The sequence below is a fragment of the Nostoc sp. genome (assembly GCF_036917515.1).
GTDB lineage: Bacteria > Cyanobacteriota > Cyanobacteriia > Cyanobacteriales > Nostocaceae > Nostoc.
On the sequence record NZ_JBALDE010000103.1, the window covers coordinates 59949 to 72346 of the forward strand.

Consider the following 12398-nt stretch of genomic DNA (forward strand, 5'->3'; position numbering starts at 1 on the left):
TAATTATTACCCCATGCATAAAGGCACTCTTTTGTCTCCATTAATAAACAATGGTACAAGTACTCATTAATTACGAATTACGAATTACGAATTAGTATTTTCGTTGGGTGCTTCAAACTTGTAACCATAGCCTCGCACAGTTTTAATAAACTCCGGTATGCTGGGATCGACTTCCATCTTTTTGCGAAGCTGACCAATATGCACATCAACCACTCGGCCATCTCCTACGTAGTCGCAACCCCAGATTTGTTGGATTAGTTGTGGACGACTCCAAGCCTGATTAGGATGACTTGCCAAAAAATGTAAGATATTAAATTCCAGCGCTGTTAAGGCAAGAGTTTTATCGTTAAGTGTTACCTCCCGGCCCTCTGGATTAATTACTAGCTGCTTGAAAACGATACGTTGTGTTGGGGAAGGATTGATGTAGCGTATCCGCCTCAAAAGAGCTTCTACTCTAACTTCAACTTCTGCAAGACTAAATGGTTTAGTCATGAAATCATCAGCACCTGCGCTTAAGATTTTAATTTTATCAGCCTCGTCAGTTCTACTAGTTAGTATCAGTACTAAAACATTAGTACGACTCTGCATTTCTTGGCAAAGGCTATAACCCGTAACATCCGGCAAATTCCAATCCAGAATTACTAAAGCTGGGTTGAATTGCTCAAACAACGATAAGGCAGTCCTACCATCTGCTGCCGACTCTATTTGATATTTTCGACTTAAAAAACGATATACGAGATTTCGGACGCCGAAGTCGTCATCAACGATCAGAATTTTGGGAGTAGTAGCAGTAACCATAACCATAAATGCTGCCTATTGTAGATTGGGCGATTTGCTGTTGCGTCAGTTTTACTTTACGTGTTTCTGTTGAGAGTGTATTCACGCGCGTCTCTGCTGAGTATCATCGCTCCTGTAGTACTTGTATACATTTAATTTTTCATGAAGTTTATGACAACCTCAGCCATCGTCATGCTGATAAAATTCTATGATTATCGCATGATTGCATAACTTTGAATTTATGTTGTATAATATAGTAATTATACATATCTATAAGTATAATTACAAACCATCTCCGTAATTGCAAATAATCAAAAGACACATCCAGAAGCGACAGCAATTGCTAAAACTTTAAAAGAGCAACACACTCCCTGATTAATTAGGTCTCTACAAAGGCTCATAAATTAACTTATGAGGCAATCTAGATTCTCAACTTCTACTTACTCCACTGTACTTTAGCCAATAGGTATGTTCTTTTAAAGAAGGTCTACGAAAATCTACCCTGGTGCATTTACATATAGCTGCCCTCTTAAGCATATACTATACTACAAGTTTCATGACAAGCTAAAGACTGAAAGCATTGCTAGAAGGTATAAGGGCAGCAAAAACAGCTTTAACAGACAAAAGCAACAGCAAAAATAATAGCTCTAGCAATATTACAATGTCAAAGAATTGCTGGGAGATTGCCTTAATAGTGCTGTTTACAGCAGAATTAAAAATACAGAATTCGGGAGTAAAACACCCTTTATATCTAGGTAACAAACGAATCGTTGTGTAACTCACTTTATTTTCAATCTGCTGTATATAACTCTAGAAGTGCAGCAAAAGATTGAAGAAACATTATTATTAGCGATCGCTAACAATAAAAAGGTATACGATTATTATATTTATCGCTAAATATTTTTCATTTTAAACTAATGTTTCTCTCAATTTATGAGGAATTTAGTAAAATAAAAAATGTCTCAATGACTGAAATCACAAAAACATAAACCTTAAATATATTTAATTATATTTATTAGGAAAATTTTTATACATACTTTTAAATGGCATTATTTGCAATTGATTAATTGGTATATTTTCTAGAAAGAACTCAGTCTATCTGAGGAGAGAGTTTAAGGATATTCATACCAGAGAAAGATCGATTAGATATCTTCAGTTCGCTAAATTGCTATTAATATCGTCAGTAAGGAAAAATTATGGTTAATAATTTAGTAGGCGGCGTCATTCCCCCACAGCCACCAATAGAAGCACAAACAGAGGCTCATGTCCTAAAGACTCGTTTGGAATGGGGCGAACCAGCTTTTACAATCCTAGATGTACGTGATCGCCCGACCTACAACCAAGGTCACATTATGGGAGCAATGCCAATGCCAGCAGATGAATTGGTAGAGCGTGCACTATCTTCTTTGGATAAGAGCCGTGATATTTATATTTACGGTGCCAACGAGGAAGAAAGTGCTCAAGCTGCACAACAACTGCGTTCCAATGGATTTGAACACGTCTCCCAACTCAAAGGTGGTCTTGAGGCATGGAAGGACATTGGTGGTCCAACAGAAGGCATTGTTGAATCAAAAACTCCCGCAGGTGCAGACGACTACAATGTGGTAGATCGGCTAAAAAATCACCAAGAAAATCTGCAAAAGGGAGGCACTAGCGCGACGGAATCTATTAAACAGGGAGCCGCTAACCTTAAGGAAGGCATAAAAGAGGGAGCTAGTAATCTTAAAGAAAACATTCAACAGGGAGCCAGTAATCTCAAAGAAAACGTTCAAGAAGGATCTAGTAACCTGAAAGAAAATGTTCAAGAGGGAGCTAGTAACCTCAAAGAAAATGTTCAAGAGGGAGCTAGTAACCTCAAAGAAAACGTACAAGAGGGAGCCAGTAATGTCAAAGAAGGCATTAATGAATCTAAAACTCCTAGAGACACTGAATAATTCCAAGATTGGATCTTAGGCAAAAAATAACTTAGAAAGTTAGCGAATAGACCTCTTGTATAAATCAAGCATAAGAACCCCACTCTGCCATTGACTAACGTCAAAGTTTCTCCTCTTTGATATCGAAGAGAGGTTAGGGTGGGGTGTTAAAAAATTTTCCAAGAGGTCTAATCTCAATTTTTCATGAATAGAAAAGTCACAATTCACTAATGGAGCCAGAGACTGCGAAGCTCCGATCATTATACAGAATATTCTGTATAATGATATTTGTCTTCTAGCTCAATAACTTTTGCAATAAGTTTACGGTTTGATCAGTGTTCAAACAAATCCTTAAATTGCAATAAATCTAAAGAAACTATTGTTGGTAGAAATTCAAAACATTCTTGAGCAATTTTCCAGCGTTCTTCTCGTTTAAGCATTTGTATTAGCTTCTGCTGCACACTAAGTAAGTAGCGCACATCATTGGCAGCATAACTTAGTTGAGCTTCAGATAAACTAACGGTGTTGCCCCAATCAGAACTTTGAGAGCTTTTATCTAGTTCCACTTGTTCTAACTCTTGTACCACATCTTTGAGTCCGTGGCGATTTGTGTAAGTACGAGCTAATTTACTGGCAATTTTGGTGCAAAAAATTGGCTTTACCTGAATACCCAGATTGGCTCGCAAAGTGGCAAGGTCAAATCGAGCAAAGTGAAACACTTTCACAACATTGACTGCTTCCAAAAGTTTTTTTAAGTTGGGAGCATCAACTTGTCCTTTTGCTATACGGATTACAGTCACTTTCCCTTCAAGATTGCAAAGCTGGACAAGACACAAGCGATCGCGCAACGGCAATAATCCCATCGTTTCTGTATCAACTGCGATCGCTGTAGATTCTAAATACTGGCTAAGGGCTGCGTCACTGAGGTCGCGATCGCTCACCTGAAAATCTGGTAATGTCATCAATCTTTCAAAAATAATAGCAGTGTCCAGCAGAAAAAAATCTTGTTAGACACTACATTATTATTGTGCAAAAAAATCAAAAATTAAATCTACCTAGTGCGAAAAAACATTTGTGTCAGGTAGACTTCGCCTTGTTTATTAGTAGCAACACCAATTCCAGTCAGGTTGTATTTTCCTTTAAGATTCTTTAGATGTCCGGGACTGTTAATCCAACCAGTAACAGCTTCCTCTACGGGGTTGCTATATCCCCGATTGAAAGCAACATTTTCTGCTGCACTGTTATAGCGAATCGGAATAGCTTTGACTCGCCCTTCAAATCCCTGATGGCTAAATGGAGTTTTGCCTTTAGCCATATTTTGACTATGAATTCTTGCCTGTTGAGTTAAATTTGCATTTAAGGTCAACTTTGGCAGCCCTTTAGAAGCCCGATATCGATTAATTTGGTCAAATACTGATTTTTCTAGCTCAGTAGTTTTAAAAGTAGGAGTCGATATTGCAACCTGACTAGAAAAAAGCGACAACAGCTTATTACGGGTGGATGTATTCGTAGAAGTATGATTTGGTATCGGAGCAGTCGTTAATCCACTAGCAAGGACAAGCGCACTTAAAGCGATGCCAAAAGCAGTTTGTCGGAACATGGAGAATTGCGTAATGTGTAGAGATATAAGACTTCTACTCTACCCTATTGTTCCAAGAATATATACCACAATACTGTTAAGTAATGATGAATTTCGGCAATTTGGCTACATCCTTTACAAGTAACACAAACAATCATTTTCATTTGTCAGTATTTCAATAGGTCAGTTTCATGAAAATCACGGTTAGTTTTGCTGATAACTTAAGATTTTCAGGAATCTCGCAAAAGCTTTGCTGACAGGTTAAAGTTTGGAGAATTTGAGAAAAAACCTGAATTGTCTCAAATTTAACGCTGTGTGCAATTTTTACTCAAACTTCATTTCTCAACCCCTTGCTTTCAAAGCTTTTCTCTTTACCGGAGAGAGGAATGGAAATAAAGTCAGAATATTAAATTGCACATTGCGTCAAACTTATGAGCGAATGAATATTTGTGTGAAGTAGATTGCGCCTTTACTATTCTTAGCGACACCAATCCCTGTCAGATTATAATTACCTCTAATATTGGCAAGATGCCCTGGACTTTTAAGCCAGCCTTGAACAGCTTTTGTGGCAGGATCGCTATATCCCTGGTTGTAAGCGACATTTTCACCAGCTGCTCTGTAAGAAATACGGGTTGCCTTAACACGTTCTGTAAATCCATTATGTCCAAAGGGAACAGTACCATTAGCCATATTCTGACTATGAATCCTCACTTGATTGTCGATAGCAGCATTACGAGTCAGTGCTGGTAGCCCTTGGGAAATTCTGTAGTTATTAATTTGGTTAAAAATCGACTGTTCTAGAGCAGCAGTGTCGATGCTAGATGCTGCAATTTTTAAAGTACTATTTGATACATCTGAATTCATCGGCGTGAAAGCTGGATTTGTTACAGGAGTAGCGATCGCTCCACTACTGAGAATGATAGTGCCTAAAGCGACGCTGTAAATTATTGGCTTAATCATTTGCTAGAAGTAAACTTTTAGACAATGTAACCAACTAATATCAATGTGACAAATTGCTTATAGGTCTATATAGCTTTATTTGTAGGCTTTTTTGTTAAAAAACTACCAGCAAACGTTTAAATTCATGATTTTACAGAAAAATAGTGCTATTTCATCAATAATCATCTTCTACCATTAGTATAATTATTTATATCTACATTCTGTACTTAGCTGTCCTATAGTAGTGTAATTACTAAAATTTTTATATTTTTTAGTTTTATATGATGCTTTTTTACTTGAGATATTCAGTTATTTTACTGCTTTTAAGTATATTTAATAGCTTTAATAATATACAAAAAAACAGTAAAAACCGATTGTCGCAGTTGAAGATACGGAATGTAGAATATAAATAGGCTAGATTTATTCAGGAAAATATCTGCGTGATTTCAACTAGCTTTTGTTGAGAGTTTCTAACTCTTCCTGTACCACGCGCAACACCCGTGCAATATATTCTGCACGCCACTGTTCCCGTTCCTTAGTTACTTTGGCATCCGGCTCGTAAGCTTCAATCTCACTAGCCGATAAAATACCTTTCACCTCTAGCAACCGTTCAATCGTGTCTAGCCGCTCATGCAGCACGGACACCTCACCAGTCAAAGCCATAACGATCGCTAATAATTTATCAGTTTGCGGATTTTCTAAGTAAACAGGTCGTTTACCTTTGGCTATTTTTGTCATCCTAATATCAATTCTCCAAAAATAAGACTAGACATAAAAAACGAGGAAAGCCAGATAAAATCTGACTTTCTCAATTACAAATTGCTATAACTTCCTTAGCTTACTTAGTTGCAACAACCAGAAACCAAGTGCCTTGGGTGGTTGAGTTCCGATTTTGAAACATAGCATTAGTTTCTTTTGCTTTCCATGCCCCATTGGGGACAAATTTCTCAAATGTCTTATCTGCTGCAAAACCAGCCTCAGTAACTAGCGGCACCAAATCTAAATCGCGTACAGCACTCCAAAAGGGTTCGTTGTTGTTAGCGGTTTCCCAATCAGAAATAAACTGTCTATAAACATCCATGTGCCGATATAGAGGTGCTTCTAGATGGATCATCATGCCGCCAGGAGCCAGTAGACGATAAGACTCTTGCATAACTTTACGCACAGATGGCGGGGGAATTTCATGCAGCAAAATGTGAGAAACTACTAAGTCAAATGATCCATCCGGGAAATTAGTATGTTCAGCATTTTGCTGAGAGAAGTGTACCCGTTTTCCCAAGGCTTCGGCTCTTGCATGAGCATAACGCAGCATGGGTGCACCTACATCTATGGCATGGACTTCTGCATTTGGGAAACCATCGACATAAGGTAATGTACTATTTCCAATAGAACATCCCATATCAAGAATTTTTCTGGGTCGAAAGTCGGGAAACTCTGCTAAAAGGTAGTTTTGGACTATAGATAGCCCCATATCATCATTAAGCGGTCCCAACCAACCCATTCCATAAACGTAAGCGCCGCGATCGTAGGTTGCGCCTGCTGCGACATCATCAGCAGTGAATTCACTATGATATCCTCCAGGCATACAGTGAATGTCTACAGCCTTTTGATGAGTAGGTATTTGAAAATTTGGTTCGAGGGTTAAAGTACCCAGTTCACCACCCTTGTCTTTGGCGCGCTCAATCAACTCTGGCAGTTGTCTGTCAATATTGGCATTTACAGAATCCCATAACATTTCCTGGTTGATGCGCTTGAGGGCACTAGTCCAGTGGTAATAGGGTTCGTGCTGCATTACTTCCCGAATTTCATAACGATTCTGGGGAGGACGTTGATGTGCTTGTTCAAACTTCGGCTTGCCTAGTTTTTCATAAACTTCCTTATTACCAGGAAGGATATTCTTGAAAATGTGCATTTTCATTGTTTGCACAAAGTTTTGGCGTGCCAACTCGTCATGAGTGGGTTGCGGTAGCATAGCGTGTTGGAATTGTTGATCCATAATTTCCTCCGAAGAATTTGAGGTATATTTACGCAGGATTTAATAACTTGGCTACTGTTTGTACATCCTTATCGCCGCGTCCAGAACAGTTAATTACAATCCGAGGACTGTCGGTTAGTTGAGGACAGAGGGTTTCGAGATAGGCGATCGCATGGGCTGTTTCCAATGCCGGGATAATCCCCTCTAATTTCGACAATCGCTGAAATGCCGCCAAAGCCTCTGCATCCGTCACACTATAGTATTCGGCGCGGCCAGTATCTTTTAAATAGCTATGTTCTGGGCCCACACCGGGATAATCTAAGCCCGCACTAATTGAGTGTGCTTCAATGATTTGCCCATCTTCATCTTGCAGCAGGTAACTCATGGCTCCGTGCAATACACCAACTCGTCCTTTTGTCAAGGTTGCAGCGTGTTTTTCAGTATTGACACCTTCTCCGGCTGCTTCAATTCCAATGAAGCGTATAGAAGACTCATTGATAAACTCATAAAATAGTCCCATTGCATTGGAACCACCACCAACACAAGCCAAGAGAATATCAGGCAATACGCCCCACTTTTCCATTGCTTGGGCGCGAGTTTCTTGGCCGATTACTGCATGGAAATCACGTACCATCATTGGGTAAGGATGGGGCCCTGCTACTGAACCTAGGATGTAGTGAGTCGTTTCCACATTCGTCACCCAATCCCGGATTGCTTCAGAAGTAGCATCCTTCAAAGTTCCGGTTCCCGCCTCCACTGGACGTACTTCTGCCCCCATCAGTTGCATTCTGAATACATTCAGAGCTTGGCGTTCCATATCATGAACGCCCATGTAAATTACGCATTCCAGCCCAAAACGAGCGCAAACTGTGGCTGTAGCAACTCCATGTTGTCCAGCACCCGTTTCGGCAATAATCCGCTGTTTACCCATGCGTTTTGCCAACAATACCTGACCAAGGGCATTATTGATTTTGTGAGCGCCAGTATGATTTAAATCTTCACGCTTTAAATAAATTTGTGGCCCGGTGCGATCGGGTCGGGCATAATGAGCAGTCAGGCGTTCAGCAAAATACAATGGTGTCGCACGTCCTACATAGTCCCGTAACAACTGCTGTAGTTCTGCTTGAAAACCAGGGTCATTACGGTATTGTTGATAAGCTGTTTCTAATTCAGCCAAGGCAGGCATGAGCGTTTCAGGTACATACTTACCGCCAAAGCGTCCAAAGCGGCCTAGCGTATCTGGAACCTGAGCAGTTGAAATTGGAGATAGAGGAGTGGTAGTCACAGGCTATTTTTTATGACGGGAATCACTTAATTATTATAGAAAAGTCTGAGGCATATCTGGAGAATGGGGAGGAAGCAGGGGGCAAGGGGGCAGGGGGCACAGGAGAATAATAAATAACAATATTATCTGCCTTGAAAATAAAACAAGACTTACGCAAACTAATATAAAACTCATATCTGATTTTAAACAAGATTTCAGATAAAACCCTGAAAAAACAGGCTTTTCAGTCTCAGTATGTTTTCAGAAATCAAATCGGAGTCCTATAGTTGAAATCTTGATTTTTAGGTAGGGACAATTCATGAATTGCCCCTGAGCGCGTGTACGTAAGTTCTATAGAAAATCGGGCTTGGAGATTAGGTTTTGCGTTAGCAGCTTGTTAACCTAACGCGGACTTTAACTCACTTTCCGCTTGTGCCAACGCATCTGGTAATTTACTTGCATCGCGTCCGCCAGCTTGGGCTAAGTTCGGTCTTCCACCGCCGCCACCACCGCAAATTTTAGCGATCGCACCCACAAATTTACCAGCTTGCAAACCTTTTTTGTTCACTTCTGGACTAAAAGCTGCAACTATACTCACTTTTCCCTCTTCGGGAACAGAACCCAGTACCACTGCACCGTTACCGATTTTTTGTAATAAGCGTTCGGCTGCGGTTTTCAATGATTCTGGATCGACACCTTCTAATTGGGCAACAATAATTTGATGATCGCCTACGGTTTGGGCTGTTTGTAGCAAGCTGTCTGATTTAGCGATCGCTAGCTGTACCTTTAAGGTTTCTAATTCTTTCTGGCTATTTCTTAGTTCGCTTTGCAGACTTGTGATTCTGTCTGGTAATTCTTCGGGTTTAACTTTAAAGCGATCGCTCAAATCTTTAACTACTTTATCCCGCAGATTGAGATAATCTAAAATTGCTGGCCCCGAAACAGCTTCAATCCGCCGCACCCCAGAAGCTACACCAGCTTCCGAGATAATCTTGAACACACCAATTTCAGCAGTGTTACTCACATGAGTTCCACCGCATAGTTCCATTGATACGCTGGGAAAGTCAATCACGCGCACTTCCTCACCGTATTTTTCCCCGAACATGGCGACAGCACCCCTAGCTTTTGCTTCTGCTAAAGGTAATACTTCCACTTTTGCAGCATGGGCTTGGGCAATCCAAGTGTTCACCTGTTCCTCAACTTGTTGAACTTCTTCTGCTGTCAAAGCGCGGGGACAGTTAAAGTCAAAGCGCAACCTATCAAAGGAAACCAGAGAACCTGCTTGAGATATACCCTCATCAACAATTTTTTTCAATGCCGCTTGCAATAGATGCGTTGCGGTATGGTTAGCTTGGGCGCGACGGCGACAAGCTGGATCGATTTGGGCGGTGACGCGATCGCCTACGCGCAGTGTACCGCGTTCGATGCGTCCGAAGTGAACAAAGAAATCAGATTCTTTCTTCACGTCTTCAACGCGAATGACAATGCCATCACCAGAGATATAACCGCGATCGCCGATTTGTCCGCCGGATTCAGCATAAAATGGCGTTTTGTCAAGGATAATTTGCACTTCTGTCCCCGCTTCTGCTTCCTCTTGAGAAACACCATTTACCAATATTGCTTCGACTTTGGCCGTCGTTGCAGGTTGGGTATAGCCTAAAAATTCGGTGACTTGGATGTGTTGTGCTAATTTGTCGAGAGAACCTTGCACAGTTAAATCGATGGTTTCATGTGCTGCTTTAGCACGTTCTACCTGCTTTTGCATTTCGGCATCAAATCCCGCTTCATCGACTGTCAGATTATTTTCTTCAGCAACTTCTTGAGTAAGTTCCAGGGGAAATCCGTAGGTGTCATAGAGGGTAAATGCGCTTTCACCGCTAATTTGAGTGTTACCTTGCTGTTTAAACTCTTGAATGATTTCTTCTAAGAGTTTTTCGCCTCTATCCAGAGTTCTGAGGAAATTAGATTCTTCCCGTTGTAACTCAGCTTTAATTGCTGCTTCCTGTTGGCGCACATTGGGGTAAGCTGATTCGGAAAGAGCGATCGCAGTTTCGGCAACTTGGCTAGTAAATTCACCAGAAATCCCAATTAATCGCCCATGACGCACCACCCGGCGAATTAACCGCCGCAGTACATAACCTCTTCCCACATTGGAAGCGCGAATTTCATCAGCAATCATGTGGACAACAGAACGAACGTGATCGCCAATGACTTTTAAGGAGACTTTGGTTTTTTCATCACTTTTGTGGTACTCAATGCCAGCAATTTCGGCAGCTGTTTGAATAATTGGGAAAATCAGGTCAGTTTCGTAGTTATTCGGCACTTTTTGGAGAATTTGCGCCATTCTCTCCAAACCCATACCGGTATCGATGTTCTTGTTTTGCAGTGGCGTTAAATTCCCGTCAGCATCCCGGTTATATTGCATAAAGACGAGGTTGTAAAACTCAATGAATCGGGAATCGTCTTCTAAATCTATATTTTCGTCACCGCGTTCAGGGTGGAAGTCGTAATAAATTTCCGAACAAGGGCCACAAGGGCCAGTCGGCCCAGATACCCAAAAGTTATCATCTTCGCCCAAGCGTTTAATTCTCGCTATCGGCACACCAATTTGATCGCGCCAAATTGCAAAAGCTTCATCATCATCTTCAAAAACGCTAACGACAAGATTTTGGGGGGAAAAGCCAAAGACTTGTGTAGATATTTCCCAACCCCAAGCGATCGCTTGTTCTTTAAAATAATCACCAAAGCTAAAATTACCCAGCATCTCAAAAAACGTGTGATGCCGTTTGGTGCGTCCGACATTTTCGATGTCGTTGGTGCGGATACACTTTTGCGAAGTCGTAGCCCGTTTAAATTCTGGTGTGCGCTGCCCCAAGAATACTGGCTTAAATGGTAGCATCCCCGCGATCGTCAGCAGCACGGTTGGGTCTTCTGGCACGAGGGAGGCACTAGGGAGAATTTGGTGTTCCCGTTGAGCAAAGAAGTCGAGAAATATGTTGCGAATTTCGTTACCGCTTAGGTACTGGGGATTTGAAGACATAGGTGTTTTTAACTTTGGACTTTAGACTTTCGACTTGGGCGTAGCGGCACTAGATAGGTGTATTTTCATAAATAGCTTTATATATTCTTGCATTTTGTTTCATATTACTGCCAGCGAATTCTGCCAGTGGGTGAGCAAAATGCATTAATTAAGACGTTTTTACAACATAATCAGATTCTGGCAAGATACGTGTAGGCGTAGCCAGCACTTCTTTATGAGAGGCTGCGCCAGCGACAAAGCTCAGTGACCGTCGTAGACATCGCATTTCGATGCTTAAAATTAATCATTAAGAAATACTTTAAAATTCCCATATTGAGGTAACAAATGGTACTACAACTGAAAGTATCAAATATTGCTTGTGAGGAATGATGTGCAAAAATAATTACTGAGTCTATCCACGTTATGGAACCTGAGTCAAAGTGGATGTTGATATTAACGCTAAAACTGTCACGGTGGAGTCCGAAACTTCTGAGGAGTCAATCAAACAGGTAATTGTTGCTGCTGGTTACGCTGTAGAAGGTTATCGAGCGGATTCCAGCTATTCACACTTTAATATCTCAGGCGACGCTAAGAAAATTTTTTATATTTTCTGCTTATATAAGGGCGGAATAGAAATAATTTCCCAAAATTAGGGGCAGGTTTTAACATAATTTTTTTATTTAGTTAGCTTTGTTTTCCAAATTTATGCTATTACAGCAAATAAAAAAGACGTAAATTAAGTAAATAAACAAATCTAGATAAAGTATAGGTAGAAATATTTTATTTCTCCTGCTAATGCATTGTTTTTTTGGTGAAATTTAACTGAAATTATAAATTTCTACCTGATAATTTATGTGTTTATTTAGAGAGTAGGTAAACCCCAAAGAGCTACTGTATATTGCAGGAGGTAGCAAAGCGGCGGCTTTTGCCGT

Annotated in this window: 8 protein-coding genes and 2 pseudogenes; 2 read left to right on the top strand and 8 right to left on the bottom strand. The window is 40.6% G+C overall.

The annotated features are described in order from the left end of the window. Positions 1-84: 84 nt before the first annotated feature. Positions 85-804 (bottom strand): response regulator transcription factor, encoded by a 720-nt coding sequence (locus tag V7K89_RS12815; RefSeq protein ID WP_335187584.1) that lies wholly within the window; start codon positions 802-804, stop codon positions 85-87. A 1169-nt stretch (positions 805-1973) separates the two neighbouring features. Here V7K89_RS12815 and V7K89_RS12820 point away from each other — a divergent pair. Further along, a pseudogene (locus V7K89_RS12820) lies at positions 1974-2420 on the top strand (rhodanese-like domain-containing protein); the annotation flags it as partial. Between the two features lie 602 nt (positions 2421-3022). Here the strand turns inward: V7K89_RS12820 and V7K89_RS12825 are convergent. From V7K89_RS12825 to alaS, 7 genes are all read right to left on the bottom strand, one after another. Next, positions 3023-3652, bottom strand: a complete 630-nt coding sequence (locus tag V7K89_RS12825; protein WP_335187586.1) for a ribonuclease H-like domain-containing protein — start codon at positions 3650-3652, stop codon at positions 3023-3025. Between the two features lie 89 nt (positions 3653-3741). Next, positions 3742-4290 carry a CAP domain-containing protein gene (locus V7K89_RS12830; RefSeq protein ID WP_335187588.1) on the bottom strand — a complete coding sequence of 183 codons (549 nt, stop codon included), beginning with the start codon at positions 4288-4290 and terminating at the stop codon, positions 3742-3744. A 408-nt stretch (positions 4291-4698) separates the two neighbouring features. Then, positions 4699-5229 (bottom strand): CAP domain-containing protein, encoded by a 531-nt coding sequence (locus V7K89_RS12835; RefSeq protein ID WP_335187590.1) that lies wholly within the window; start codon positions 5227-5229, stop codon positions 4699-4701. 429 nt (positions 5230-5658) lie between these two features. Next, positions 5659-5946, bottom strand: a complete 288-nt coding sequence (locus V7K89_RS12840; protein WP_335187592.1) for a hypothetical protein — start codon at positions 5944-5946, stop codon at positions 5659-5661. A gap of 100 nt (positions 5947-6046) precedes the next feature. Further along, positions 6047-7204 carry a class I SAM-dependent methyltransferase gene (locus V7K89_RS12845; RefSeq protein WP_335187594.1) on the bottom strand — a complete coding sequence of 386 codons (1158 nt, stop codon included), beginning with the start codon at positions 7202-7204 and terminating at the stop codon, positions 6047-6049. 28 nt (positions 7205-7232) lie between these two features. After that, entirely contained in the window at positions 7233-8468 is a 1236-nt protein-coding gene (gene trpB, locus V7K89_RS12850) for a tryptophan synthase subunit beta (RefSeq protein WP_335187596.1), read from the bottom strand. Between the two features lie 376 nt (positions 8469-8844). Beyond that, positions 8845-11487 carry an alanine--tRNA ligase gene (gene alaS / locus V7K89_RS12855; protein WP_335187599.1) on the bottom strand — a complete coding sequence of 881 codons (2643 nt, stop codon included), beginning with the start codon at positions 11485-11487 and terminating at the stop codon, positions 8845-8847. A 324-nt stretch (positions 11488-11811) separates the two neighbouring features. On the opposite strand from alaS, the pseudogene V7K89_RS12860 reads away from it, so the two are divergent. Then, a pseudogene (locus tag V7K89_RS12860) lies at positions 11812-12014 on the top strand (heavy-metal-associated domain-containing protein); the annotation flags it as partial. Positions 12015-12398 lie beyond the last annotated feature (384 nt).

Excerpts from the sequence above, each read along its gene's own strand:
- V7K89_RS12815 (WP_335187584.1), bottom strand. The coding sequence starts at position 804 with ATGGTTATGGTTACTGCTACTACTCCCAAAATTCTGATCGTTGATGAC.
- V7K89_RS12825 (WP_335187586.1), bottom strand. The coding sequence starts at position 3,652 with ATGACATTACCAGATTTTCAGGTGAGCGATCGCGACCTCAGTGACGCA.
- V7K89_RS12830 (WP_335187588.1), bottom strand. The coding sequence starts at position 4,290 with ATGTTCCGACAAACTGCTTTTGGCATCGCTTTAAGTGCGCTTGTCCTT.
- V7K89_RS12835 (WP_335187590.1), bottom strand. The coding sequence starts at position 5,229 with ATGATTAAGCCAATAATTTACAGCGTCGCTTTAGGCACTATCATTCTC.
- V7K89_RS12840 (WP_335187592.1), bottom strand. The coding sequence starts at position 5,946 with ATGACAAAAATAGCCAAAGGTAAACGACCTGTTTACTTAGAAAATCCG.
- V7K89_RS12845 (WP_335187594.1), bottom strand. The coding sequence starts at position 7,204 with ATGGATCAACAATTCCAACACGCTATGCTACCGCAACCCACTCATGAC.
- alaS (WP_335187599.1), bottom strand. The coding sequence starts at position 11,487 with ATGTCTTCAAATCCCCAGTACCTAAGCGGTAACGAAATTCGCAACATA.